Origin of the sequence: Murinocardiopsis flavida (assembly GCF_003014485.1) — a bacterium.
GTDB classification, from domain to species: Bacteria; Actinomycetota; Actinomycetes; order Streptosporangiales; family Streptosporangiaceae; genus Murinocardiopsis; species Murinocardiopsis flavida.
Genome location: NZ_PYGA01000009.1, coordinates 153,693 through 179,752, shown reverse-complemented (window position 1 = coordinate 179,752; position 26,060 = coordinate 153,693). Strand labels below are relative to the sequence as shown.

The window sequence follows — 26,060 nt, the reverse complement described above, 5'->3', positions numbered from 1 at the left end:
CAGCCCCAAGTCCCGGCGGGGTCCCGGTTATGACCGGGACCCCGCCGGGACCTACTCAACGGGCCTACTCAACCGGCCACAGGTCAGCCCACGACCAGGGACCGGATCGAGCGCACGGCCACCGACAGGGTGGCGAGGTCGAACCGCTCGGTCTCCCAGATCTCCGACATGGTCTGCCCGGACCGCTCGACCGCGCGCTCGTTCTGGTCGGTCCAGTGCGCGCGCAGCTCGTCGGGGGTCTCCCCGGAGCTGCCCGACAGCAGGATGTCGCCGGACAGCTCGGCGTGCGCGGCGTAGAGGTCGTCGCGCAGCGCGGAGCGGGCCATGGTGTTCCAGCGGTCGTCGCGCGGCAGCGCGATGATGCGCTCCCGCAGCCGGCTGATCTGGAGCTGGTCGGCGAGGTCGAAGTAGCACTCGGCGACCTCGCGCAGGGTGCGCGAGGTGCGGTTCGCGACCTCCACCAGGTCGAACGCCGAGTAGGCCGGGACCATGGCCGCGACGCGCTCGGCGAGCTCCTTCGGGACCCCTCGGGCGATGTAGGAGTCGCGCCGCTCCTCGTACGCCGCGAGGTCGCGCCCCTGGAGCATCTCCGGCAGCATGGGCAGGATCTCGGCGACGCCCGCGCTGAAGTACTCGACCTCCGCCGCCAGGCCAAACGGCGACCTGCGGTTGCGCAGCAGCCACCGGACGGCGCGCTCCAGCAGCTTGCGCCCTTCGAGCAGCATGGTGAGCTGGGTGTCGACGTCGATCTCGTGGTCGAGCGCCTCGACGGACCGCCAGAGGTCCGCCATCTGGAAGACGTCCTTGACCACGAGGTAGGCCCGCGCGATGTCGGCGAAGCTCGCGCTGGTCTCCTCGTTGATCCGGAACGCGAAGGTGGTGCCCGCCCGGTTCACGAAGTCGTTGACGACCTGGGTGGTGACGATCTCGCTGCTCAGCGGGTGTTCGGGCATCGCGTCGGCGAACCGCTCCCGCAGCGGGGTCGGGAAGTAGCCGGTGAGCGTCTCGCGCAGGTACTCGTCGCGCGGGAGCGAGGACGACAGGATGTCCTCGCCCAGGGCGATCTTGGTGTAGGCGAGCAGAGTGGCGAACTCCGGGCCCGACAGGCCCTGGCCGGCGGCGCGCCGCGCGGCGATGGCCTTGTCGTCGGGCAGGAACTCCAGCTTCCGCTTGAGCCGCCCGGAGCGTTCGAGCCTGCGCAGGTACCGGGCGTGCACGTGGAGCATCGACTGCGACTGCTTGCGCGCCGCGGCGAGCACCACGTTCTGGTGGTAGTTGTCGCGCAGGACGAGGTCGGAGACCTCGTCGGTCATGCCCATGAACAGGGCGTCGCGCTCCTCCTTGGTCATGCGCCCGGCGCGGACCTCGGGGTCGAGCAGGATCTTGATGTTCACCTCGTGGTCGGAGGTGTCGACGCCGGCGGAGTTGTCGATGAAGTCGGTGTTGACGCGGCCGCCTTCGAGCGCGAACTCGATGCGGCCGAGCTGGGTGAGGCCGAGGTTGCCGCCTTCGCCGACGACCTTGCACCGCAGTTCGGTGGCGTCGACGCGGACCGGGTCGTTGGTCTTGTCGCCGACGGCGGCGTTGGTCTCGGTCGAGGACTTGATGTAGGTGCCGATGCCGCCGTTCCAGAACAGGTCGACGGGCGACCTGAGGATGGCGCGGATCAGCTCGAACGGCGGCAGCGATGTGACGTCGCCGCCGAGGTCGAGCGCCGCGCGGACCTCCGGTGTGATGGGGATGGACTTGGCGGTGCGCGGGTGCACGCCGCCGCCCTGGGAGATCAGCGAGCGGTCGTAGTCGTCCCAGGAGCTGCGCGGCAGGTCGAACAGCCGGCTGCGTTCGGCGTGGCCGCGCGCGGGGTCGGCCCCGGGGTCGAGGAAGATGTGGCGGTGGTCGAACGCCGCGACCAGCCGGATGTGCTCCGACAGCAGCATCCCGTTGCCGAAGACGTCGCCGGACATGTCGCCGACGCCGACGGCGGTGAAGTCCTCGTTCTGGACGTCGACGCCCATCTCGCGGAAGTGGTAGCGCACCGACTCCCACGCGCCCTTGGCTGTGATGCCCATGGCCTTGTGGTCGTAGCCGACGGAGCCGCCGGACGCGAAGGCGTCGCCGAGCCAGAATCCCCGCTGCACGGAGATGGAGTTGGCGATGTCGGAGAAGGTCGCGGTGCCCTTGTCGGCGGCGACCACGAGGTAGGAGTCGTCGCCGTCGTAGCGGACGACGTCGTCGGGGTGGTCGATGCGGCCGTCGACGAGGTTGTCGGTGACGTCGAGCAGCCCGCTGATGAAGTGCTTGTAGCAGGCGATGACCTCGGCCTGGACGGCGTCGCGGTCGCCGCCGGCGGGGAGTTGCTTGCAGACGAAGCCGCCCTTGGCGCCGTTGGGCACGATGACGGTGTTCTTCACCATCTGCGCCTTGACCAGGCCGAGCACCTCGGTGCGGAAGTCCTCGGGCCGCTCGGACCAGCGGAGTCCGCCGCGCGCGACGGAGCCGAAGCGCAGGTGCACGCCTTCGACCCGGGGCGAGTAGACGAACATCTCGTAGCGGGGCCGCGGCGCGGGGAGGTCGGGGATGCGCTCCGGGTCGAGCTTGTAGACGAGGTAGGGCTTTGGGTCGCTGCCCGCCTTCGCGCCGGAGGCGGTTGCAGAGTCCGAGCCGGAGGCGGTTCCCGCGTTCTGGAAGTAGTTGGTGCGCAGGGTGGCTTCGATGGCGGACAGGAAGGACCGGAGGATGCGGTCGTGGTCGAGGCTCGCCACGGTGTCGAGTTCGCCGCGGACCTCCTCGGCGATGCCCTCGGTGCGCTCCTTGCGGCCGGTGGTGCGCGCCGGGTCGAACCGCGACTCGAACAGCCGCACCAGCAGGTTCGCGATGTGCTCGTTGGCGACGAGGACGTCGGCGATGTAGGCGGGGCTGAACGTGCTCCCGGTCTGGCGGAGGTACTTGGCGTAGGCGCGCAGGATGGTGAGCTGGCGCCAGGTGAGGCCGGCGCGCAGCACGAGGGCGTTGAAGCCGTCGGACTCGCCTCTGCCGTGCCAGAGGGCGACGAAGGCGTCCTCGAACAGGCCCTTGAGTCGCTCGGGCGACATGGAGGCCGACGGGAGGGGGGCGAGCCCGAAGTCGTAGATCCAGGAGCGCCGCTCGGAGTCGTCGGCGCCGGGGCGGGTGATGGCGTAGGGGCGTTCGTCGACCACCTCCAGTCCCATGTGCTCCAGCAGGGGCAGCACCCGGGACAGCGAGATGGGGTCGCCTTCGCGGTAGACCTTGAAGCGCCAGTCGTGCTCGCCGGCGCCCTCCTGCTGGTACAGGCTGACGGTGAGCCCGCCGGGGGTCAGGGTGTCGACCCTGGCGAGGTCGTCGACGGCGGTGGCGGCGCCGGTGTCGGCCTTGTAGCCCTCGGGCAGCATCTCGCCGTAGGAGAACAGCAGTTCGGCGGCGCGGTCGGCGCCGAACCGCGCGGTGAGCTCGGCGAGCAGGTCGTCGTCCCAGGAGCGGGTGGCCTTGACCACCTCGGCTTCGAGCGCGGTGTGGTCGACGTCGGCGAGGGCGCGGCCGCGGTCGGCGCGGACCACCACGTAGAGGCGGGCCAGCGGCGAGGAGCCGACCATGACGCTGTGGTCCATGTTGGCGCCCTCGAAGGCGTGTTCGAGCACTTTCTGGACGTCGAGCCGGACCTTCGTGTTGTAGCGGTCGCGCGGCAGGTACACCAGGCACGACACGTAGCGGCCGTAGGGGTCGCGGCGCACGAACAGCTTGGTGCCGCGGCGTTCGCGCAGCCGCAGCACGCCGAGGACGATGTCGTACAGCTCCTCGACGGGGGTCTGGAACAGCTCCTCGCGGGGGAAGCCTTCGAGGATCTCGGTGAGGTCCTTGCCGTCGTAGGAGTCGGCGTCGAACCCGGCGAGTTCGAGCACCTCGGCCTGCTTGCGCTTGAGCAGGGGGATCTGCGCGATGCTGGTGGTGGACGCCTCGTGGGTGTAGAGGCCGAGGAAGCGGCGCTCGCCGACGACGTTGCCGTCGGCGTCGAAGCGCTTGACGCCGATGTAGTCGAGGTACTTGGGGCGGTGCACGGTCGCCCGGGAGTTGGCCTTGGTGAGCACCAGCACGTGGGGTTCGCGCGCCTTCGCGCGGGCCTCGGGGGGCAGGACGGCGTAGCCCTCCTCGGCGGGGGCGTCCATGCGCAGCACGCCGAGGCCGGTGCCGGTGACGGGGCGCAGGGACATCGCGCCGTCGGAGTCCTCGGCGAGGGCGTATTCGCGGTAGCCGATGAAGGTGAAGTGGCGGTCGGCCACCCAGCGCAGGAACTCGACGCCTTCGATGACCTCGCGGCTGCGGATACCGGAGCGTTCGAGGACCGCTTCGTTGTTGAACAGTTCCTCGGCGAGGTCTATGGCACGGCCGCGCATCTTCCCGGAGTCCTCGTCGACCTGGCGGACGTCGCTGAGGACGCGTTCGAGGTCGGCTTCGATGTCCTTGAGCGCCGCGGAGTCGGACTGGCGGTCGACCTCGATGTGGATCCACGACTCGGCGAGCGGGGCGAGGCCGGGGTGCGCGGCGGCGTCCTCGGGCTCGACCTCGATGAGGTCGCCGTTGAGGTCGCGTTGGACGACGAGCTGGGGGTGGATGATGAGTTGGACGCCGATGCCGCGGCGGGCGAGTTCCATGGTCACGCTGTTGACGAGGAACGGCGCGTCGTCGGTGACGATCTCGACGACGGAGTGGCCGACGTCCCACCCGCCGGCCTCGCGGTCGGGTGTGTAGGCGCGCACCTTCGCGCGGCCCTGGGGACGGTGCCGGGCGAGTTCGCGGTGCGCCATGGCGGCGCCGCAGATCTCGGCTCCGCCGCGCTCCTTGAGCTCCTCGGACGCGACGTGCCGGTAGTACAGCCGGAGGAACCGTTCGACGTCGCGGAGGTCGGCCGGGGAGATGCCGACCGGAGAGGTGTCGGCCGAGGAGGCGCCGGCGAGTTCGGGCCACTGGGTGGCGGCTTCGCCGAGGATCCGTTCCTGCACAGCGTCAGACTGCCCGGACATGTGCGATCTCACTCCTTTGTGAGTCGTCGGTGGTCACCGCGCCCAGGTCCTGGGGGCGTCCGCGCGCCTGTCGCGGTAACACGTGGGGTGTGCATTGTGATGATGTGTGAACACCACCGGGGAGCGCAACGCGTCCCTGTTCATCGGCCCGCATCGGAGAATCCCCCAGTGGTCCTGTGCGCACAGGTCAAGGTTCTGTGTGGGGGGACGTCGTCGTCCGCTCCACGCCTCGGTTCAGGCTACTGCGTTTCACACCGTAGAACAGCGATCAACATCCCCAAACCGCGTTAATAGCACGTTTCCGCTGTTAGGAGTGCATTGCGCGACCGGATGCGGTTGGTGCGGACGGGTGGTTCAGGCGGGTATCCGGGTGCACGGAACCGACGCTACGCCCGGTACGGCACCGGTTTCCATGGGGCCGGGCGCCACAGTCCGCTTCCGGTCAGCCCGGGACCCGCCCCCGGGGCCTGGTCAGGCTCCCGTGGCACCGTCCTCCGGCCCGCGGTACGGCAGCGGCCTGGTGCGGTCCTCGGTGGACTGCGGAGCGGGCGGTTCGGCGGGCGGCGTGACGGGCGGCATCTCGGCGGTCTTCTGGTCCTCGCCGCCGTCGGGACCGAGGTGCGGCAGCTCCGCTGTGCGCTCGTCGGACGAGTCAGCCGAGGCGGCCGCGGCGGACGGCGCCGCCGGGGCGGCTACGGGCGGCATCTCGGCGGTGCGGTCGGAAGCGGGCCGGCGGAGGTGGGCCAGCGGTTCGGTGAGGTGGTGGTCGTCGGGCTCGGCCGGCGCCGCGACGCCGCCGGTCGCGGCGCGCACCGCCGCGAACAGCGCCTCGACGTCGGTGAGGTCGGGCAGCACGTGCCGCGCGCCCGCCGCGCGGAGCTGCGACTCGGTGGCCGACCCGCCGAGGACGCCGATGGGCGTCGCCCTGCCGATGATGGCGGCCTCCACGTCGCGGACGGCGTCGGTGATGTAGACCGTGCGGGACTCCGGGAACGAGGTCTTGCGGGCTTCCTCGGCGCGCATGCGGGTGAACTGGATCATGCTCGCCTTGGGGTAGTGCTCGGAACCGAAGCCCCCGATGCTGAGATCGAGGTAGCCGTCCATGCCGAACGCCGCGAGTTTCGCGACGGCATTTGGCATGATGCTGCCGGTCACCACGCTCTGCACGGTGTTCTCCATGCCGGCGACACCTTGGAGCGCTTCGAGCGCGCCGGGCATGGCGCGGCCCGTGGCGGTGAGCTGGTCGCGGCGGCGCGCGAACGCGTCGCCGAGCGCTTCGATGAAGTCGGGCAGCTGGTCGTAGTCGGGTTCGCCGTCGACGTCGTTGCGGGCCAGGAACTCGAAGAAGATCTCGGAGTCGCTGAGGCCCGAGGTCGCCGCCAGGTAGACCAGCGGCTGGCCGGTGACCGTCTCGAACGCCTCGGCGCACGCCGCCCTGGTCACCCGGGCGACGTCCACGAGGGTGAGGTCGATATTCCACAGCACCAAGCGGCTAATCGGAGGCTCCTTGTGTACGGACGCGGTTCGGGTCGGGGGGCCGGGTCGGGGGTTCGGGCCGAGAGCGGGTTCGGGGTCTGAAGCAGGCCGGGGTCTGAGGCGGGCTCGGGGTGGACTCCGAACGAGCGGTCTCCTCCTCCCTATCTTGCCGCACCGACGCACACGAACACGGCCCCGCGGCCCCATATCGGGACGAGCACGGCAGTGGCACGGTGGTGGCACGGCAGGGACACGGCCGAAACACAGTGGGGAACCGGGCGGTTACCGTGTACGTCGCACTCCTGGGATCTCCGGAGTCCGGACGAAAGCAGCGTAGAAGTCATGAGCAACTACTGGGCCGAACGACGCCAGAACCAGCGGATCGGGGAGATCGACGAACAGCTCGCCGCCGCCCGCCGGACGGCGGCCGCGCAGGCCAAGCGGCTGCACTCGGAGCTAAGCGAGGTCAAGGGGACCCTTGAGCAGCGGCTGGACCGGTTGTCGCGGTCCTTCGACGCGTTCGTCGAGCTGAGCGACCTGCGCGCGGAGCTCGTCGGCTTCGACGGCCCGGCGCGCGTGCGCTACGAGGTCGGCGCGCTGCTCGACGGCACGTCGGACCACGAGTCGGCGGGCGGGCTCGGCATCGCGGACGTCACCGGGTACTGGCTCGCACCGGCGGCCGAGGGCGTCTCGGCGGCGCTGCGCGGCGACACGGCGAAGGCCAAGGCGTACATCGAGGCGGCGCACGCCCGCGACCCCGAGCGCACCGCGGTGTTCACCCTCCTCGCGCTGCGGACGCTGGCGGGTTCCGAAGGCACCGCCCAGTACGCCGTGGAGCTGTTGAACAGCGCGCTGCCCGATATTCCGGCCGAGGTGCGCCGCCACCAGCGGGAGCTGTGGACCGCCGCTGCCGACGGCGCGTTCGGCGACGCCGCGCGCGATCTCGTCCGGCGGCACATGCTGAACGTGGTCGACCGCGACTCCGGCCAGGGGGCCGCGGCGGACTGGGAGGCGGTCGGCGGCAGGTCGGCCGTCCAGGTCCCGCGCGGCTTGCAGGGGACCGCCGACGCCGCCAACCGGATCACCTACGCCGACCGCCTCGGCGCGCTGCGGTCCCTGCTCCAGGACCGCCTCAGCAGCCCTACGGGCACCACCGGTCCAGCAAGCACCCCCGGTTCAGAAGGCACCGCCGGTTCAGAAGGCACCGCCGGTTCAAAGGGCATCACCGACGCGGAGGGCGCGACCGACACCGGGGCCGAGGTCCCCCACGTGCTGCGGCTCCTCATCGACGAGGGCGCCGACAAGGAGGCCCCGATCCTCGCGCGGGTCGCGCAGCTCCGCGACATCATCGAGGGGAACGGCAGCCCGTCGACCGCCCCGGGGCAGTTGCGGTGGGACGCGCCGGTCGGCAGCGCCATGGACCTGCTGCGGGCCGACGCCACCGGCTCCGACGTCCCCGAGCAGCGCGGCAGGGCCGCGCTGCTGGCGTTCGGCCCGCATATCCGCGCGGCGGCCGACCGGCTCGCCGAGCAGGCGAGCGCCCCGTTCGAGGACAAGGCGGTCGTGAGCTACGCGGGTCGGCGGATCGAGGTGTCGTCGGCGGGTCCCGACGAGGCGTCGATCGCCGCCGTTCAGAACTCGATCGCCGCGTCCGCTCCGGAACCGGGGAACGCCAAGGCCTGGTACGGCTCGCTTGGCGGCGGTGCCCTGCTCGCCGCCGTGGTCGCAGTGGCGACAGGCAGCGCAGTGGCGTGGGTCATCGCCGGGGCGTTCGTCGTCGCCGGGATCGCGTACAACGTCAAGGTGTCCAGGGACACCTCCGACACCGGCACCGGGGTCGACCAGTTTCTTCGTCAGCAGACCGAGAGGGGCGCCGCGAATTGGCGCACGCTGTATCAGAGCGCGATGGACGCGCAGGCCGGTGTCGCCGACGACCTGCGCGCCGTGTACGCGCTGCTGGAGGGCGGGCGCTGATCCGCCGCCGGGGCGGTCACTCCACGAGGTAGGGGAGTTCCTGCGTCGCGAACCACAGGAGTTCGTGGTCGTCGGTGCGGCCGGCGGCGATGTCGTCGGCCGCCGCGTCGTCGTCGACGTGCCCGGACGCCACCCGCTTGAGGGGGACGCCGCCGCGCACGGCAACGGCGGCCGGGTCGTCGGGCCCGCCGGGATCGGCAGGGTCTGCGTCGTGAACAGGGTCGATGGCGGTGTCGGGGATGTCCGCGGCGAGCACCACCCTGCGGCGGGGGGCGGCCGGGTCGGCGGCGAGCAGGCGCAGGGACGCGTCGGCGGCGGCGCGCATCGCCTCGTACTCCAGTGCCTCGTCGTCGTCGCCGACGAGGCCGCGCAGTGCGGCGGTCGCCGCGTAGGCGCGCAGCGGTGTCCCGTCGTCGCCCTCGACGCGCCCTGCGGCGAGTGCCGCCGCCAGCGCCGGAAGGGTGGTCGGCAGGTAGATGCGCATCGGTCGGGCCGTTCTTCTCGGTTCGGGATGGGCGGCACGGTGCCGCGCATCCCAGTCTGGCAACTCCGCGGCCCGCCGCGTCACACCCGGCCGACGCCGACCGGCCGATCGGCCGGATAGCAGGCCGGACGGCCAGGTGTGCTGCGGCGGACCGCCGGCCGATCACCGGCCCGGCCAACCGTCCGGTCAGCCGGCCGGTCAGGCAGTCCGTCAGACAGCCCGTCAGACAGCCCGTCAGACAGAGATCGCGTCGAGGCGGATTCCGCAGACCTCCTCCAGCCGGGCGCGGGTCTCCTCCGCGTCGCGGTGCAGGATGCCGACCATGCCGAGGTCGACCGCCGCACGCACGTTGTGCTCGATGTCGTCGATGAACACGCATTCCTCGACGGGGATCCGCACCTGGTCCACCGCGTGGGCGAAGATCTCCGGCTCGGGTTTGCGCATGCCCACCTCGCCGGAGATGACGACGGAGTCGAAGGCGGCGGGGAAGCGGTCGCGCGGGTAGCCGTTGCCCCAGGAGTTCGACAGCAGGCAGGTGCGGACCCCCTGCCTGCGCGCCTGGCCCAGGTGCGCGTACATGGCGTCGACCGGCAGGAACGTGGCGAACATGCGCCCCAGCATGCCCTCGGCCGGGACGGGGCCGCCGTTGAGGAGCCGCAGTTCGGCCGCCAGCAGGGACTCGAACTCCGCGGGGGCGATCTCGCCGCGTTCCAGCGCGTGGATCAGGTTGTCCGTGCCGTAGCCGTTGCCGCCGTGACCGCCGCGGAACCAGGTGCTCATGACCCCCCGGTAGACGTCGGGGTCGATGCCGTCGGCTGCGAGCCAGGCGTCGATGGAGTCAAGGAGCGGGGAGGTGAGCACCCCTCCCCAGTCGGTGATGATTGCACGGCAGGTCTGCGGCACAGCGACCGCCTCCGTCCGGTTCGGGGGCCCGTTGCCGGGCCCCGGGTTCGGGGTCCCCCCCTGGGGCACTGCTGTCCGGGGCGGTGTTCTTTCCCCGCTGCGGCGACCGCCAATCCTCGCGGTACCGACTGGTCGGTCGGATGCCATACTCGGCGGCATGGACTTCGAGCCGAGCCCCGTCGCCCGCGAGTACCTGGCCGCACTGCGGGAGTTCATGTCCGATCACGTCTACCCTGCCGAGCCGGTGTATGCGCGGTGGCGCGCCGCCGCCGGGCCGGACAACCACGAACTGCCGCCGGTCTCGGCGGAGTTGCAGGCCGAGGCGCGCAAGCGCGGGCTGTGGAATCTCTTCCTGCCCGACGTCAGCGGCTTGAGCGTCACCGACTACGCCCCTCTCGCCGAACTGACCGGCCGCTCCCCCGCGCTGGCTCCGCAGGCGCTGAACTGCTCGGCGCCCGACACCGGGAACATGGAGGTGCTGCACATGTTCGGCACCCCGGAGCAGCGGAGCCGCTGGCTCGACCCGCTGCTCGCAGGGGAGATCCGGTCGGCGTTCGCCATGACGGAGCCCGACGTCGCGTCCTCCGACGCCGCCAACATCGAGACCTCGATCGTCCGCGACGGCGACGACTACGTCATCGACGGCCGCAAATGGTGGATCAGCGGGATGGCGGATCCGCGCTGCGCGGTGCTGATCGTCATGGGCCGGACCGATCCCGCGGCAGCGCCGCACCGGCGGCAGTCGATGATCCTCGTCCCGCGCGACACCCCCGGGCTGGAGGTGGTGCGGTCGATGCCGGTGTTCGGCTTCCAGGACCAGGAGGGCCACTGCGAACTGCGGTTCACCGGGGTCAGGGTGCCGGCGGCGAACCTGGTCGCCGGGGAGGGCGACGGGTTCATGATCGCCCAGGCGCGGCTGGGGCCGGGCCGCGTGCACCACTGCATGCGCGCGCTGGGCATGGCGGAGCGCGCGCTTGAGCTGATGACCCGGCGGGCGGCGTCGCGCACGGCGTTCGGCGGCCCCCTTTCGGACCAGGGCGTGGTCCAGCAGCAGATCGCGGAGTCGCGGCTCAGCATCGAGCAGGCCCGGCTGCTGGTCATGAAGACCGCGTGGCTCATCGACCGATACGGCACCAAGGCCGCGCGGACGGAGATCGCCGCGATCAAGGTGGCGGCGCCGCGCACGGCGACCGAGGTGCTCGACCGGGCGATCCAGGTACACGGCGGCGCCGGGGTGGGCGACGACGTCCCGCTCGCCCTGATGTACGCGCATGCCCGTGCCATGCGTATCTTCGACGGCCCTGACGAGGTGCACCTGCGCTCGATCGCGCGCCGTGAGCTCAAGCACCAGGCGGCGGCCCCCCGGGAAGCGGCGCAGTAGCGCAATTGGCGATAGGCGGTAGGCGATAGGCGATAGGCGATAGGCGGACAGTGGCGCAGTAGGCAGGCGGCAAGACAGCCCGGCTGGAGAGCAGCAGGAGGCACCGACCCGATTAGGTGACCTGGCATGACGCCCGTGGACCGCTCCGGTCCGCGGGCGTCGTGCTGCCCCGGGATGTGCCGGCCAAACCGGACATATGATATAAGAATGAAAACCGTTTTCATTACTTAAGGAGCATTATGCGCAGCTCCGCGTTCGCGGCCGCCCTCCTCCCGCTGGTCCTGCTGGCCTCGGCCTGCGGCGGTGGCGATGGCAGCGGCGACAACGCCGGCGGCACGGACGAGGCGGCAACCGCCGACTGGAAGCCCCGGAAGGCGGCGCACGGCGCCGTCAAACCGCGGCTGCTGGTGTCCGACGCCGGGAGCGGCCGGGTCGACGTCATCGACGTCGCCTCCGGGAAGAGCGCCGGCACGCTGAAGACCAAGGGCGCCGCGCGCCTGCACCCCACCGACCCCTCGGGCACCCGCGTCTTCGCCGTGCAGGGCGACGACGACACCGTGCAGCTCATCGACGCGGGAATCCGCTCGAAGGCGCACGGCGACCACGAGGACGCGGCCCACATCGACCCGTCGGTGGTCGACGGCGCCATCGACGTCCCGGCCCCGTCGCACGTCGTGGCCCACGGCGACCACGCGGCGGTCTTCGCCGACGGCGACGCGGGCATCACCATGGTGCATCTCGGCGAGGGCGCCCCGAAGGACCTCGCGGCGGAGGGCGACCCCGTGCGCGGCGGAGACGCCCACCACGGGGTCGCCGTCCCCATCGGCGACGAGCTGATCGCGAGCCTCGGCGACGGCAAGGGTCCCGACAACGACCGACGGGTCGGCGCGCAGGTGATCGGGGCCGACGGCAAGCAGACCAAGGCGTTCAAGGACTGCCCGGACCTGCACGGCGAGTTCTCCCCCGATGACGACACCGTGCTGTTCGGCTGCCTCGACGGCGTGCTGAAACTCCACCGGCACGACGGCTCCTGGGAGGCCGAGAAGATCGACGGCCCCACCAAGGGCGGCGAGGAGGAGAAGACCGGCACCATCGTCGGCCAGCAGGGGGCGACCCGGGTCCTCGGCGACTACTCCGAGGACACCGTTGTGGTCATCGACACCGAGAAGGACACCTCGACCCCCGTGGAGGTGCCCGGCGGGGTCGCCACGGTGGCGTGGGACCCGTACTGGGAGCAGGGGCTGGTCCTGACCAAGGACGGTGTGCTGCACGCGATCGACCCCGAGAAGGCCGAGGTCGTCGCCAAGGTCCAGGCGACGGAGAAGTTCCGTACCGAGAGCGAGGACGGCAGCCGGGCGGTGGTCGCCGCGGCCGAGAACTTCGCCTACGTCCTGAACCCGACCACCAAGGAGGTCGTGGAGGTCGCGGTGGACCGGAAGGGCCTCGAAGCCGGCCGCAGCATGGCGTTCGACTACGCGCCGCGCGACCTCGCGATCGTCGGCCTCGCCCCGCTCGAAACCGGCGCGGCGGACGAGCACGAGAACGACCACGAGGGCGAGAACAAGGAAGGGGACAAGGAAGGGAACGAGGAAGAGCACGACCACGAGCACTGAGGCGAGCACTGAGGCGCGTGGCGCGCTCGCGGAGGGGCGGCCCCCGGTGTCACCGGTCGGGTCTCACAGGTCGGGCTCGCCGGTCAGTAGTGCAGGCCGTCGCCCGTCTTCAGGTCGGTTCCGGGGATGTCCACCGGGAGTGTGCCGGTGGGCCGCACCTTCCCCATGACGACCCGTGCGGCGGCCGTCCGTGAGACGCCCACGGAGGAGTAGGTGGCGAGGTAGCCGTCGAGGCCGGGCAGTTCGCTGATGTCGTAGGGGTTGCCCTGGGCGACCACGATCACGGGGGTGCCGGAGTCGCGTGCCCGTGTGACCACGGCCTTCTGGTCGGCCTCGCCGCGGGCGCTGAGGGTCCCCGCGACCACCGCGTCGGCCTGCCCGGCCGAGTCGGTGAGGGTCGCCCCCAGGTCCTCCAGGGCCGCGCCGATCTGCTCGGCCCCTTCCCCCACCACCTGCACCTTCGCGCCCTCGCGCAGCGGGAGGACGTCGCTCTTGTTGCGGAGCAGGGTCACCGACGCGTCGGCGACGTCCTGCGCCGCGGCCTTGTGCCCCTTGGTCCCGACAGCGGACTCGGCCTGGGCGGGGTCGACCGGTTCGGCGTCGAACAGGCCGCGCTTGACCTTGAGTTCCAGCAGCCGCAGCACCGAGGCGTCGAGCCGCTTGGCCGAGATGCGCCCCTTCTCGACGGCCTTGGTGACGGCGTCGACGGCGGCGGGCATGTCGGGCGGCATGAGGAGCTGGTCGGCGCCCGCCTCGATGGCGCGGACCGCGACCTCGCCGTCGCCGTGGGTCTGGCGGACCCCCTCCATGTTCAGGGCGTCGGTGGAGACGACGCCGTCGAAGCCCAGTTCGTCGCGCAGCAGCCCGGTGGTGACGTTCTTCGACAGTGTGGCGGGTTCGCCGGAGTCGTCGAGTTCGGGCATGAACACGTGCCCGGTCATGACGGCGTCGGCGCCGTCCTCGACCGCCTTCTTGAACGGGGGGAGGTCGACCTTCTCCCATTCGGCGCGGCTCTTCTCCACGACGGGGAGCCCGGTGTGGCTGTCGACGTCGGTGTCGCCGTGCCCGGGGAAGTGCTTGACGACGGGGACGACGCCTTCGTCGGAGAACGCCTCGGTCTCGGCCGCCATCATCGTCCCGACGAGTCCGGGGTCGGCGCCGAAGGACCGGATGCCGATGACCGGGTTGTCGGCGTTGACGTTGACGTCGGCGGTGGGCGCGTAGTCGAGGTTGATCCCGAGTGCCACGAGTTCTTTCGCGGTGGTGCGGGCGAGGGAGTCGGCAGCGCCGGGGTCGCCGGTGGCGCCGACCGCCATCGCGTCGGGGAACCGGGCGCCGACCGGCAGCCGGGAGACCATGCCCTGCTCCTGGTCGATGCCGAGGAACAGCGGGACTCCGGCGCCGGTGTCGACGGCGCGGTCCTGGAGCCCGTTGGACAGGGTCGCGATCTGCTCGGCGTCCTCCAGGTTCTCCGGGAAGTAGATGAGGCCGCCGGGCCGGTGCGTGTCGATCAGCTCGGCGTTCTCCTCGGCCGTGGTGCCGACGGCGACCGGGACGAACAGTTGGCCGATCTTGTCCTTGGTGCTCATGTCGGCGAGGAGTTCGCGCGCCGCGTCGGCGGGGTCGGACGCCTTCGGCGGCTGGGCGCGGGGCCCCTCGTCCTCTTCGGCGCCCGCGCACCCGGCGGTGAGGAGGAGGAGCGCGCAGAGCGGCGCAACGGCGCGGCGGATTCGCATGGGGTCCTCTTCACGGCGTGGGCAGACGGGACGCGGGCGGGCCGGGTCAGGGGGGAAGGCGGCTCCCACGATAACGGCGCCCTGGGGCGCGGCGTGCGCGTATGCGTCGGGCGGCGCACGCCGCGCCGCCGGCCCGGGGGCAGGGGGCCGGGGTCGGCGTCCCCGGTGGGCCGGGCCGGGCCGGGGCCAGTACCCCGGGGACAAGGGGGACGGCCCGCGGGGGTCAGGGCGTGCGGAGCAAGGGGTCAGAGCCCCAGTTCCGCGAGTCCGGGAAGGGCGCCGCGGGCGGCTGCGACGGCGTCGGACGGGCCGCGGGCGGCCCGGGCCGCCGCCGCGGCGGCCTGGCACTGCGCCCGGGTCACCCGCGCGAGCGCGGCGCGGACCATGGGCAGCGCGGTCGCCCCCATGGACAGCGTGTCGATCCCGAGGCCGACCAGCACGCAGGCCATGACCGGGTCGGCGGCCGCCTCGCCGCACACCCCGCAGGAGCGCCCTGCCGCACCGGACGCGTCGGCGGTGGCGGCGACCAGGTCGAGGACGCCCGGCTGCCACGGGTCCTGGAACCTGCCAAGGCCGCCCACCTCGCGGTCGGCCGCGCACGCGTACTGGGTGAGGTCGTTGGTGCCGATGCTGAAGAACGCGGCGGACTCCGCGAGGTGGCGGGCGCGCAGCGCCGCCGCGGGGACCTCGATCATGATTCCCGCGGTGCGGATCCCGGCGTCGGCCGCCGCGGCGGCGAAGTAGTCGGCGTCCTCGGGGTCGGTGACCATGGGCGCCATGACGTGCAGGTCGGCGTCGGTGTCGCGTTCGGCCTGGGCGAGCGCCGCGAGCTGGGCGTCCTGCACCTCGGGGAAGCGGCGCATCATGCGCAGCCCGCGCTCGCCGAGGGCGGGGTTGGGCTCCTCCCCCGGCGGGGGGAGGAACGCGAGGGGCTTGTCCGCGCCGGAGTCGAGGGTGCGGACGACGACCTTGCGGCCGGGGAACGCTTCGAGGACCGCGCGGTAGGCGGCGACCTGCTCCTCGTGGCCGGGCGCGTCGGCGCGGTCCAGGAACAGGAATTCGGTGCGGTAGAGGCCGACGCCCTCGGCGCCGTTCTCCAATGCGGCGGGTAGATCCTTGGGGCCGCCGATGTTGGCGAGCAGCGGGACGGGGTGGCCGTCCTTGGTGGCGCCGGGCCCGGTGGTCCGGGCGGCCGCGTCGGCGCGCGCCGCTGCCGCGGCCCGCGCGGCGTCGACGTCCGATGCGGCGGGTTCGGGGGTGACGGCCCCGGTGGCGCCGTCGACCAGCAGCATGGTGCCGTCGGCGATGGTGTCGGAGTCGGCGCAGGAGACGACCGCGGGCAGGCCGAGTGAGCGGGCGAGGATCGCGGTGTGGCTGGTGGGGCCGCCTTCGCGGGTGACGAACGCCAGGACGCGCGCTGGGTCGAGCAGGGCGGTGTCGGCGGGGGCGAGGTCCTGCGCGAGCAGCACGAACGGGGTGTCCGATTCGGGGACGCCGGGGACGGGGACGCCGAGCAGCCGGGCGACCGCCCGGTCGCGGACGTCGTCGAGGTCGGCGACGCGCGCGGCCATGTACTCGCCGGCGCCCAGCAGCATTTCGCGGTACATCGCGAAGGACTCGAAGACCGCTCGCGCCGCCGAGGTCCCGTCGGCGACGCGGCGCCGGACGTCGTCGGCGAGCGAGGGGTCGCGCGCCATGAGCGCCTGCGCCGCGAGGACCTCCTTGGCCGGGCCGCCGGCCAGGTCGCCGCGTTCGGTGAGGTCGGCGGCCGTGTCCTCCATGGCCCTGACGGCCACGCCGGTCTCGGAGTCGGCGTCGCGTGTGCGCCGGTCGCCTGGGGGCGGCTCGGGCACGGACCGGGTCAGGCGCAGCGATGGGCCGTAGCCGACGCCGGAGCTCACGCCGACACCCGTCAGGGATTTAGGCATTGCTTCCCCATCTCCTTGGCTTCACATTGTTTTAGTTTGTTTTGCCTTTGGTTGCGGTGATTGTACATAGGCTTACCGGGGCCGTCACCGGTCGGCGGCCCGCGATTCGGCACTATGGACGCTTTTGGGACATTCGGGGCGGCTTCGGGGGCCGGTGCGGCATCGGAGCCGTGGGGACTAGGCGTCGATGCGCGGCCAGTCGACCTCGGTCAGGTGGTCGACGACGAGGTCGGCCGACCCCAGGGTGTCGCGGGCGTGCGTGGTGGTGATGCCGACGACCCGCATCCCCGCGCGCCGGCCCGCTTCGACACCGGCGGGGGCGTCCTCGAACACGACGACGTGCTCGGGGGCGAAACCCAGCTTCTCCGCGCCCTGGAGGTAGCCCTCGGGGTCGGGCTTGCCCACCGTGACATCGCCCGCGGTGACCAGGTCCCGGAACAGCTCCCGCACGCCGAGCCGGTCGAGCGCCAACTCCGCCCAGTCCCGGCCGGCCGAGGTGACCAGGCCGAACGGCACGCCTTCGGCGTGCAGGCGGCGCACGAACCGCACCGACTCGGGGAGCAGCTCCACTTCGGGCAGGTCCGGAGCCGAGCCGTACACGCCCAGCTCGGCGAGGAGGACGTCCCAGCTCACGCCGGGGAACAGATCGGGTTGCTCCGCGAGGACATCGCGGCCGCGCCGCCCCATGAAGGTGTGCAGGCGCTCGTCGTCGTAGGGCACGTTGTGGGCGTCGAGCAGCTTGGCCCAGGTGGCGAGGCTGCGGGGCTCGCTGTTGATCAGGGTGCCGTCGAGGTCGAACAGCGCCGCGCGGGGGGCCGCGCCGTCCTCGTCGGCGTCCCGGCCGGGGCCGGAGGGCTGCGGGCCGGGGTGATCGGGCTGTCCGGAGTGTCCGGAGCGTCCGGAGTGGTCAGGGTGATGCACAGGGCTTCCGTCTCCGTGGGTTCTCGGTTTGCGGTCAGCTCCGGTCTAGCAGCCGCGCAGCGGTGCTCGGTACCGGTCCGACACCAGCTCAGGCCCACTGGAACAGCGGGTCTCCCACGGCGACGGCGCCTTCGGCGATGGCGGAGACCGCGTCGGCCGCGGCGTCCAGCGCCACGACGGGCACGATCGGCGAGAGCCCCCGCGCGGCGACCTCGTCCGGGTTCCAGCGGATGAGGGGGCGGCCCGCCTCGACCTCGGCGCCTTCGTCCACGAGCTTCTCGAACCCGGCGCCGTTCAGGTTCACCGTGTCGATCCCGAGGTGGACGAGCACCCCGCGGCCGTCGGCACCGACGACGACGTAGGCGTGCGCGTGCAGCTTCACGACCGTCCCCGCCACCGGGGCGACCGCCTCCTGGCTGCCGCCGTTCGGGGTGACCGCGGTACCCGGGCCCACCATCGCCTCGGCGAACACCGGGTCGGGGACCGCTGCGAGACCCACGGCGGAGCCCGCCACGGGTGTGCGAACAGAGAACACTGCTGCCTCCTCATGCGTGGGCGCGGCCGGGCGGCCGCGCCCGCGGCGTCGATGGTCGGCCCGGCAGCGCCGGCCCGACCTCAACCGATGATGTCGTTGATGTCGTCGGTCAGGGAGTCGGCTTCGGGGCCGACCACGACCTGGATGACGTTCCCGGAGACCAGGACACCGTGGGCGCCGGCGGCCTTCAGCGCGGCCTGGTCGACCTTCGCGGGGTCGGCGACCTCGCTGCGGAGCCGGGTGATGCAGGCTTCGATGTCTTCGATGTTGTCGGCCCCGCCGAGACCGGCGACGATCGCTGCTGCTTTGTCGGACATGCTTCCTCCAGTGGGCGTTGGCGAGGTGCGGACCGGGCTCGGTCGAGCGGGAGTGTACGCCGGTTCCGGGTCCACGGCCGAGCTTAGGCCGCCGCCGCGCCCGCCAGTGGCAGGGCGGCCCGAGCGGGGCGCACGGGCCGCAGGTGGCTCAGGTCAGGGAGCCCAGGTCGACGGGATCAGATCAGAGGGATCAGATCAGGAGGCTCGGTTCAGGGAGCTCAGGTCAGAGGGTTCAGGTCAGGGAGCTCAGGTCAGGGAGCTCAGGTCAGGAGGTCTGGGTGACCTTGTTCAACCCGCGGGGGCTGTCGGGGTCGTAGCCGAGGCGCCGCGCCAGCTTCTCGGTGATGATCTGCGCCGGGACGATGAGGCTGAACGGTGCGAGCCATTCGGGCAGGTCGGGCACTGGGACGCTGAGGTCGCAGGCGTCGGCGAGCGCGGATCCGCCGCCGATGGCGTAGGCGGGCGCCCCGTTCGCGCGGACCCGCTCGGCCAGGGCGACCGTCCCCGCGAGGGTCGGACCGCTGTTCGCCGCGATGAGGATCGCCGGGGTGTCGGCGTCGACCACGGCCATGGGCCCGTGCAGCAGGTCGGCGTAGGAGAGTCCCATGGCGTGCAGGTAGCACGCCTCCTTGAGCTTCAGGGCGGCCTCCAGCGCCGTGGAGAATGCCATGCCGCGCCCGGACACCACCGTGCCGTGCACCCCGGCGAGGCGCTCGACGACCGCGTCGATGGCTTCCTCGTTGCGGCCGAGCATGTCCTCGACGACGTCGGGCACCCGCTCCAGTTCGGCGGCGTCGAGCCCGGCGCCGAGGCCGAGGGCGAGCACGGCCTGCGCGGCGAGCTGGGCGGTGAACGTCTTGGTGGCGGGGACGGCGAGCTCGGTCCCGGCCTGGGTCACCAGTGCGACGTCGGCGATCCGGGTCATCGGGGAGTCGGCCCCGTTGGTGATGCCGACGGTCTTCGCACCGCAGTCGGCGGCCCATTGGAGCGTCTCGACGATCTCCTCGGTCTTGCCCGACTGGGAGATGGCGACGGCGAGCACACCGGAGAGGTCGATCCGCGCCCCGTAGGCCGTGGCGATGGACGGCGAGGCGAGGTTCGCGAGGCGCCCGGCGTGCGCCTGGATCAGGTAGCTGCCGTAGACGGCCGCGTTGTCGGACGTGCCGCGCGCGATGAACAGGACCTGGCGGGTCTGCTGCGCAAGGGCGGCGATCTCCGCGGACTTGGGCAGCAGCGCGTCGAGCGTGGCGCGCAGCGCCTGGGGCTGCTCATCGATCTCGGAGCGCATGACGCTGGTCGTTGCTGGCACTGACTTCTCCCCATGGCTGAGGGCCCGCGGCCCATTCGATATCGAGCTGGAACGCAGCTGGAACACTGGTGGAAAGCAGATGTAAGCAGTTGGAAAGCTGTTGGAAAGCAACGGCGCGACTGATATTGACACGCCGCGTCGTGCTGTGGTCTAGTCCGGCCTATACCAGTCATATCAGACCCGCTCCGAACCGACCACGTCCACCACCGCGCAGCGAACAGGCACCGCTCATGGCGATCGATCCGGCGAGCCCGATCCCGAAGTACTCACAACTCCGGGAGATCCTGCTGGACCTCATCGAGGGTTCCGGACTGGTCGTGGACGACGCGATCCCCTCCGAGCGCGAGCTCGGCACCGAATACGGCCTGTCGCGGATGACCGTCCGCCAGACCATCGACCAGCTCGTCGCCGAAGGCAAGCTGTACCGGGTCCCCGGCAAGGGCACCTTCGTGGCACGCCCCAAGATCGCCATGGCCCTCGCCCTCGCATCCTTCACCCACGACATGCGCCAGCGCGGCTTCACCCCCGGCTCGCGCGACATCCTGCGCCGGATCGAACCCGCCGGAGGGCACGCCGCCCGGATGCTCGACCTCCCGCCCGGCACGCGCGTGCACCATATCCAGCGCCTGCGCACCGCCGACGACGAACCTATGGCGGTCGAACGGTCCACCATCCCCCTGTCCTTCGCCCCGGACCTCGACACCCACTCGTTGGCCGGCCGCTCCCTGTACCAACTGCTCGAAGAAGAGTACGGAGTGCTGCTCGACTCCGGCGAGCAGACCATCGAAGCCGCCATCTGCGACCCCACTGACGCGAAGCTGCTCCGGCTCCCGCCGGGCAGCCCCGTACTGCTGATGCAGCGCCGCAGCTTCAGCAACGGGCGCTGCGTCGAGGTCGCCACGTCGTCCTACCGCGGCGACCGCTACCAACTCCAAACGGCACTCGACCCGCGCCGGCGCGCCGCGGGTTAGCGGCACCGCGCCGCCCGGACGACCCGCCGACGCCAGCACCCTGCCGACCAGCGCTCCGCACCGCGCAGACCCGCTCCCCACTTCCGCCCCCTCTCACCTGCAAGTCATGGGAGAACCACCGATGAGCTCCACCATGCCGGCAGAACAGGCGAAGGCCCCATCAGCGGCACTCGCCATCCTCCAGCGCATCGGGCGCAGCCTGATGATGCCCATTGCCGTGCTCCCCGCGGCAGCCATCCTGCTGCGCCTCGGCCAGCCCGACCTCCTCGGCGCCATCGGCGGCTGGGAACAGGTCGCCAACGTCGTCGGACAGGCCGGCAACGCGCTGTTCGAACTGATGCCCCTGCTGTTCGCGGTGGGTGTCGCCATCGGCTTCGCGAAGCGGGCCGACGGCTCCACAGCCCTCGCCGCCGTTGTCGGCTACCTGGTCTTCGACCGGGTGTCCAAGGTGGTGTTCTTCGCGTTCGACGGGCCGCAGGGCGACGTCGGCACGCGGGTCACCACCTACGCGGCAGCGGCCGACCCCAGCACCCGCGTCCCCGCCGAAGGGGACATCTCCACACTGGAACCGGCGATCAACTGGGGCGCCAAGAACCCCACGGACGTCCTCGGCGGCATCGTCATCGGCCTGGTCGCGGCGCTGCTGTGGCAGCGCTACTACCGGATCAAGCTGCCCACCTGGCTGGGATTCTTCGGCGGCCGCCGCTTCGTGCCGATCATCACCGCCCTCGCCGGCCTGATCCTCGGTGTGGCGTTCGGCTTCCTCTGGCCGACCGTCGGCGGCTGGATCAACAGCCTCGGCGAGTGGATCATGACCTCCGGCTGGATCGGCGCCGGCGCCTACGGCATCGTCAACCGGCTGCTACTGCCGTTCGGCCTGCACCACGTCGTGAACTCCGTGGTCTGGTTCATCTTCGGCACCTTTGAAGGCCCTGACGGCGTCGTGCACGGCGAGATCAACCGCTACTTCGCGGGCGACCCCACCGCCGGCGGCTTCCTGTCCGGGTTCTTCCCCGTGCTGATGTTCGGCCTGCCCGCAGCTGCCCTGGCGATGTGGCGGGCCGCGCACCCCAGCCAGCGCGCCGCCGTCGGCGGCATCATGATCTCCGGCGCGCTGACCGCGTTCGTCACCGGGATCACCGAGCCCATCGAGTTCGCGTTCATCTTCATCGCGCCGATGCTGTTCGTCGTGCACGTCGTCCTGACGGGCATATCGATGGCGATCCTGAACGCGCTCGACGCCCATCTCGGCTTCGGATTCTCCGCCGGACTGATCGACATGCTGCTCAACGCGACGAAGTCGAACACCACCGGACTGGCGCTGATCCTCGGTATGGGCGTGCTGTACTTCGCGCTGTACTACGTGATCTTCTACTTCCTCATCACCCGGCTGAACATCGCGACCCCTGGGCGCGAGCCGATCGAGGAGGGCGCGTCCATCGCGGTGAACCCCGACGTCGAGGTCCCGATCGCCGCCGGCGACAGCACCCCTGCCGCGGAGCCGCAGCCGGAGCCACGTCCCAAGGCCGACGGCGCCCAAGGCGACAAGGACGGGACCGGCACCTGACCGGTCGGCTCCGCAGTCCGGGCGACATCCGAAGTATCCGAAACAACTGAAGCATCGGGAACAGGTGAGGGGCGGGCCCGCGGGCCCGCCCCTTGTCCGTGTCCCCGGCGGTTCAGGGGGCAGGGCAACTCGGGAGTTCAGGAAGCAGGGAAGGTCAGGCAGCAGCGCAGGTCAGGAAGCAGCGCAGCTACAGGAGGTAGCGCAGCAGCACGAGGTCGCCCTGCGCCTTCGCCTCGGCGAGCCGCATGGGCGCCGCCGGGGTCTGCGGGAACGCCGCGGGGTACAGGAACCGCGGTGCGGCCCCCTCCCCCACCATGAACGGGGCGATGACGAGGTGCAGCTCGTCGGCGAGGGACTCGGCGAGGAAGCGGGTGTGGACGCGCCCGCCGCCCTCGACCATCAGCCGCTCGACACCGCGCCCGCGCAGGTCGGCCAGTAGTACGCGCAGGTCCAGCGGTTCGCCCGCTGCGACGACGGTGGCAGCGGGGGCCGCGGCGAGATGCCGGGTGAGCGCCGGGGCTGCGGACGCCGATGTGTACACGAGCGTGGGCGCGGCGGTGTCGGCGAACATCCTGTGCCCGGGGTCGAGGCCGCCCCCGCTGGTGAGGGTGACGCGCAGCGGGTTCGGCGGGCGGCCCGCGGCGACACGGGCGGCCCGGCGCCGCTCGGAGCGGACCAGCAGCCGGGGGTCGTCGGCGCGGACGGTGCCCGCGCCCACGAGGATCGCGTCGTGGTCGGCGCGGACGGCGTCGACGCGGTCCCAGTCGGCGTCGTCGGACAGCACCAGGCGCCGGGGCGCGAGGTCGTCGATGTGGCCGTCGAGGGACATCGCGCAGCTGAGGGTGGTGTAGGGGCGGTCGCCGCTCACGGCAGGGGCCCGGGAGCGGCCAGGGGCCCCGCGCACCGCGGGGCCCCTGGCCGTCGGTCGTGCGAGCGCCGCACTACTTGGCGTTCGGCGCGCCGTGGCACTTCTTGTACTTCTTGCCCGAGCCGCACGGGCACGGCGCGTTGCGGGACGTGCCGGCGTAGGCGTCGTCGACGGTCTCGGAGCGCTTCTCGACCCCGCCGGTCTCGCTCGGGGCGGAGTAGTCGAGCCGTCCGGGGCGGCCCTCGCCGAACCCGGGGACGACGAGGTCGGGACGGTCGGAGGCGGCGGCCGCGGCTGCGTCGTCGGACTCCGCATCGGCGGAGTCGCCCTCGGCGTCCTCGGAGTCCTCGTCGGATCCGGCGGAATCACCGGAGCCGGGGCGGACGGCGGTGTCGCCGCCCACTGCCGCCGCGAGGGCGCCGGCCTTGGCCGCCGCGGTGGCGGCGGCGCTGGACGCGGAGACCTCGGAGTCGTCCTCCTTGTTGTTGACCTGCACCTCGACGTTGAACAGGAAGCCGACGGCCTCCTCCTTGATGCTCGCGAGCATCTCCTGGAACATGTCGAAGCCCTCCCGCTGATACTCGATCAGCGGGTTGCGCTGCGCCATGGCGCGCAGGCCGATGCCCTCCTGGAGGTAGTCCATCTCGTAGAGGTGCTCGCGCCACTTGCGGTCCATGACCTGGAGGATGACGCGGCGCTCGACCTCGCGCATGTTCTCGGCGCCGAGCTCCTCCTCGCGCCGGGCGTAGGCGGAGCGGGCGTCCTCGGTGACGCGCTGGATGAGGATGTCGGGGGTGATCGTGCTGATCTCGCCGCCGTTGTCCTCGACCAGTTCGTCGGCCGTGAAGCTGACCGGGTAGACCTGGCCGAACGCCTTCCACAGCCGTTCGAGGTCCCAGTCCTCGGCGTCGCCCTCCGCGGTGGCCTGGCGGACGTAGCCCTCAAGGACGTCGTCGAGCATGGCCTCGACCTGCTCCTGGAGGTCGGCGCCGTCGAGGACCTTGCGGCGCTCGGCGTAGATGACCTTGCGCTGGCGGTCCATGACTTCGTCGTACTTCAGGACGTTCTTGCGGATCTCGAAGTTCTGGACCTCGACCTGGCCCTGAGCGCTCATGATGGCCTTGCTGACCACACCGTGCTCGATGGGCTGGTCCTCGGGGATCTTCAGCCGCTCCATGATGATCTCGACGCGGGCGCTGTTGAACAGCCGCATCAGGTCGTCCTGCAAGGAGAGGTAGAAGCGCGACATCCCGGGGTCGCCCTGGCGGCCGGAGCGGCCGCGGAGCTGGTTGTCGATGCGGCGCGACTCGTGCCGCTCGGTGCCGAGGACGTACAGCCCGCCGGCGTCGACCACCTGCTCGTGCTCTTCGTCGAACTCCTGCTTGGCCTTTTCGAGCGCCGCGGGCCACGCCTCTTCGTAGTCCTCGGGGGTCTCCAGCGGAGCGAGGCCCCGCGCCTGGAGCTCTTCGTCGGCCATGAACTCGGGGTTGCCGCCGAGCATGATGTCGGTGCCGCGGCCCGCCATGTTGGTGGCGACGGTGACGGAGCTGAGCTTGCCCGCCCGGGCGATGATGGACGCCTCACGCGCGTGGTTCTTCGCGTTCAGCACCTCGTGCGGGATGCCCTTGCGCTTGAGCAGCTTCGACAGCAGCTCGGACTTCTCGACGCTGGTGGTGCCGACCAGCACCGGCTGGCCCTTCTCGTGGCACTCGGCGATGTCGTCGACGACCGCGTCGAACTTGACCTCTTCGTTCTTGTAGACGATGTCCTTGCGGTCGGTGCGGACCATCGGCATGTTCGTGGAGATGGGCACGACGCCGATGTCGTAGGTCTGGTTGAACTCGGCCGCCTCGGTGGTGGCGGTACCGGTCATCCCGGCGAGCTTCTCGTACAGCCGGAAGTAGTTCTGGAGGGTGACCTTGGCGAGGGTCTGGTTCTCGTCCTTGATCCGCACCTTCTCCTTGGCCTCGATGGCCTGGTGCATGCCCTCGTTGTAGCGGCGGCCGGCCAGGACGCGACCGGTGAACTCGTCGACGATCAGGACCTCGCCGTCCTTGACGACGTACTCCTTGTCGCGCTTGAAGAGCTCCTTCGCCTTCAGCGAGTTGTTCAGGAAGCTGATGAGAGGGGTGTTGACCGCCTCGTACAGGTTCTCGATGCCGAGCCAGTCCTCGACCTTCGCGACACCGGCCTCGGTGATGCCGACCGTGCGCTTCTTGAGGTTGTACTCGTAGTGGTAGGTGACGCCGTCGCGCTCTTCGATCTCGCGGAGGTTGTCCTGGTCGCGCACTTCGACGCCGCGCAGCCGCGGCGCGATCTTGGCGAACTCGGAGTACCAGCGCGAGTTCTGCTCCGCGGGCCCGCTGATGATGAGCGGGGTGCGCGCCTCGTCGATGAGGATGGAGTCGACCTCGTCCACGATGGCGTAGTGGTGCTGGCGCTGCACGAGGTCGTCCTTTGACAGCGCCATGTTGTCGCGGAGGTAGTCGAAGCCGAACTCGTTGTTGGTGCCGTGGGTGATGTCGGCGAGGTAGGCCTTGCGGCGCTCGTCGTTGGACATGTCGGGGACGATGACCCCGACCTCCATACCCAGGAACTGGTAGATGCGGCCCATGTTCTCGGCGTCGCGGCGGGCGAGGTAGTCGTTGGTGGTGACGACGTGCACGCCCTTCCCGGAGAGCGCGTTGAGGTACACGGGAAGGGTCGCCGTGAGGGTCTTGCCCTCGCCGGTCTTCATCTCGGCGATGTTGCCGAGGTGCAGCGCGGCGCCGCCCATGAGCTGGACGTCGAAGTGGCGCTGGCCGAGCGTGCGCTTGGCGGCCTCGCGCACCGTGGCGAACGCCTCGGGCAACAGGTCGTCGAGTGACTCGCCGTCCTCGTAGCGCTGCTTGTACTCGTCGGTGAGTTCGCGCAGATCGGCGTCGCTCAGATCGACGTAGTCGTCCTCGATCGAGTTGATCTGGTCCTTGAGCTTCTTGAGCTTACGCAGGATCTTGCCTTCGCCCGCGCGCAGGACCTTGTCGAGTATGCCTGGCACTTCC

General features: G+C 71.3%; 16 protein-coding genes and 1 pseudogene. 5 read left to right on the top strand and 12 right to left on the bottom strand.

All coding sequences use genetic code 11. The features are described from left to right. Positions 1-83: 83 nt before the first annotated feature. Complete coding sequence (locus CLV63_RS14500) at positions 84-5,036, bottom strand: NAD-glutamate dehydrogenase (protein WP_106583535.1); 4,953 nt, start codon at positions 5,034-5,036, stop codon at positions 84-86. Between the two features lie 798 nt (positions 5,037-5,834). Then, positions 5,835-6,518: pseudogene (locus CLV63_RS34580) on the bottom strand (HAD family hydrolase); the annotation flags it as partial. A gap of 336 nt (positions 6,519-6,854) precedes the next feature. Between CLV63_RS34580 and CLV63_RS14490 the strand changes: the two are divergent. Continuing rightward, on the top strand, positions 6,855-8,486 hold the full coding sequence (locus CLV63_RS14490) for a hypothetical protein (RefSeq protein WP_106583533.1): 1,632 nt from the start codon (positions 6,855-6,857) through the stop codon (positions 8,484-8,486). 16 nt (positions 8,487-8,502) lie between these two features. Here CLV63_RS14490 and CLV63_RS14485 read toward each other — a convergent pair whose 3' ends face one another. Further along, positions 8,503-8,970 (bottom strand): DUF6912 family protein, encoded by a 468-nt coding sequence (locus CLV63_RS14485; RefSeq protein ID WP_106583532.1) that lies wholly within the window; start codon positions 8,968-8,970, stop codon positions 8,503-8,505. Positions 8,971-9,204: 234 nt separating this feature from the next. After that, positions 9,205-9,873, bottom strand: a complete 669-nt coding sequence (locus CLV63_RS14480) for an HAD family hydrolase (protein WP_106583531.1) — start codon at positions 9,871-9,873, stop codon at positions 9,205-9,207. Positions 9,874-10,030: 157 nt separating this feature from the next. Here CLV63_RS14480 and CLV63_RS14475 point away from each other — a divergent pair, with 157 nt between their 5' ends. Then, positions 10,031-11,254 carry an acyl-CoA dehydrogenase family protein gene (locus tag CLV63_RS14475; protein WP_106583530.1) on the top strand — a complete coding sequence of 408 codons (1,224 nt, stop codon included), beginning with the start codon at positions 10,031-10,033 and terminating at the stop codon, positions 11,252-11,254. Positions 11,255-11,493: 239 nt separating this feature from the next. Further along, positions 11,494-12,867, top strand: coding sequence for a hypothetical protein (locus CLV63_RS14470; RefSeq protein ID WP_106583529.1), 1,374 nt, complete (start codon positions 11,494-11,496; stop codon positions 12,865-12,867). A gap of 83 nt (positions 12,868-12,950) precedes the next feature. Here CLV63_RS14470 and CLV63_RS14465 read toward each other — a convergent pair whose 3' ends face one another. The 6 genes from CLV63_RS14465 to CLV63_RS14440 form a co-directional block, all read right to left on the bottom strand. Next, positions 12,951-14,603, bottom strand: a complete 1,653-nt coding sequence (locus CLV63_RS14465; protein ID WP_106583528.1) for a glycoside hydrolase family 3 protein — start codon at positions 14,601-14,603, stop codon at positions 12,951-12,953. Positions 14,604-14,848: 245 nt separating this feature from the next. Further along, positions 14,849-16,531 carry a phosphoenolpyruvate--protein phosphotransferase gene (gene ptsP / locus CLV63_RS14460; protein ID WP_106583527.1) on the bottom strand — a complete coding sequence of 561 codons (1,683 nt, stop codon included), beginning with the start codon at positions 16,529-16,531 and terminating at the stop codon, positions 14,849-14,851. Positions 16,532-16,708: 177 nt separating this feature from the next. Next, positions 16,709-17,332 carry an HAD family hydrolase gene (locus CLV63_RS14455; protein WP_245928829.1) on the bottom strand — a complete coding sequence of 208 codons (624 nt, stop codon included), beginning with the start codon at positions 17,330-17,332 and terminating at the stop codon, positions 16,709-16,711. 208 nt (positions 17,333-17,540) lie between these two features. After that, a complete protein-coding gene (locus CLV63_RS14450; protein WP_106583525.1) occupies positions 17,541-17,987 on the bottom strand; it encodes a PTS sugar transporter subunit IIA in 447 nt (148 codons plus the stop codon). A gap of 80 nt (positions 17,988-18,067) precedes the next feature. Next, the gene (locus CLV63_RS14445; protein WP_106583524.1) at positions 18,068-18,304 is read right to left on the bottom strand and encodes a glucose PTS transporter subunit EIIB; all 237 of its coding nucleotides are present in this window, start codon (positions 18,302-18,304) and stop codon (positions 18,068-18,070) included. A gap of 265 nt (positions 18,305-18,569) precedes the next feature. Then, entirely contained in the window at positions 18,570-19,613 is a 1,044-nt protein-coding gene (locus tag CLV63_RS14440) for an SIS domain-containing protein (RefSeq protein ID WP_245928817.1), read from the bottom strand. Between the two features lie 230 nt (positions 19,614-19,843). Between CLV63_RS14440 and CLV63_RS14435 the strand changes: the two genes are divergently transcribed. Further along, positions 19,844-20,584, top strand: coding sequence for a GntR family transcriptional regulator (locus CLV63_RS14435; RefSeq protein ID WP_106583522.1), 741 nt, complete (start codon positions 19,844-19,846; stop codon positions 20,582-20,584). Between the two features lie 121 nt (positions 20,585-20,705). Continuing rightward, positions 20,706-22,151: a PTS transporter subunit EIIC gene (locus CLV63_RS14430; protein ID WP_211301306.1), complete on the top strand. Its 1,446-nt coding sequence runs from the start codon at positions 20,706-20,708 to the stop codon at positions 22,149-22,151. A 187-nt stretch (positions 22,152-22,338) separates the two neighbouring features. On the opposite strand, the gene CLV63_RS14425 is transcribed toward CLV63_RS14430, so the two are convergent. After that, positions 22,339-23,019 carry a RibD family protein gene (locus CLV63_RS14425; RefSeq protein WP_106583520.1) on the bottom strand — a complete coding sequence of 227 codons (681 nt, stop codon included), beginning with the start codon at positions 23,017-23,019 and terminating at the stop codon, positions 22,339-22,341. Between the two features lie 73 nt (positions 23,020-23,092). Beyond that, complete coding sequence (secA, locus tag CLV63_RS14420) at positions 23,093-26,056, bottom strand: preprotein translocase subunit SecA (protein WP_106583519.1); 2,964 nt, start codon at positions 26,054-26,056, stop codon at positions 23,093-23,095. Between the last annotated feature and the right edge of the window lie 4 nt (positions 26,057-26,060).

Excerpts from the sequence above, each read along its gene's own strand:
- CLV63_RS14500 (WP_106583535.1), bottom strand. The coding sequence starts at position 5,036 with ATGTCCGGGCAGTCTGACGCTGTGCAGGAACGGATCCTCGGCGAAGCC.
- CLV63_RS14490 (WP_106583533.1), top strand. The coding sequence starts at position 6,855 with ATGAGCAACTACTGGGCCGAACGACGCCAGAACCAGCGGATCGGGGAG.
- CLV63_RS14485 (WP_106583532.1), bottom strand. The coding sequence starts at position 8,970 with ATGCGCATCTACCTGCCGACCACCCTTCCGGCGCTGGCGGCGGCACTC.
- CLV63_RS14475 (WP_106583530.1), top strand. The coding sequence starts at position 10,031 with ATGGACTTCGAGCCGAGCCCCGTCGCCCGCGAGTACCTGGCCGCACTG.
- CLV63_RS14470 (WP_106583529.1), top strand. The coding sequence starts at position 11,494 with ATGCGCAGCTCCGCGTTCGCGGCCGCCCTCCTCCCGCTGGTCCTGCTG.
- CLV63_RS14465 (WP_106583528.1), bottom strand. The coding sequence starts at position 14,603 with ATGCGAATCCGCCGCGCCGTTGCGCCGCTCTGCGCGCTCCTCCTCCTC.
- ptsP (WP_106583527.1), bottom strand. The coding sequence starts at position 16,531 with ATGCCTAAATCCCTGACGGGTGTCGGCGTGAGCTCCGGCGTCGGCTAC.
- CLV63_RS14445 (WP_106583524.1), bottom strand. The coding sequence starts at position 18,304 with ATGTCCGACAAAGCAGCAGCGATCGTCGCCGGTCTCGGCGGGGCCGAC.
- CLV63_RS14435 (WP_106583522.1), top strand. The coding sequence starts at position 19,844 with ATGGCGATCGATCCGGCGAGCCCGATCCCGAAGTACTCACAACTCCGG.
- CLV63_RS14430 (WP_211301306.1), top strand. The coding sequence starts at position 20,706 with ATGAGCTCCACCATGCCGGCAGAACAGGCGAAGGCCCCATCAGCGGCA.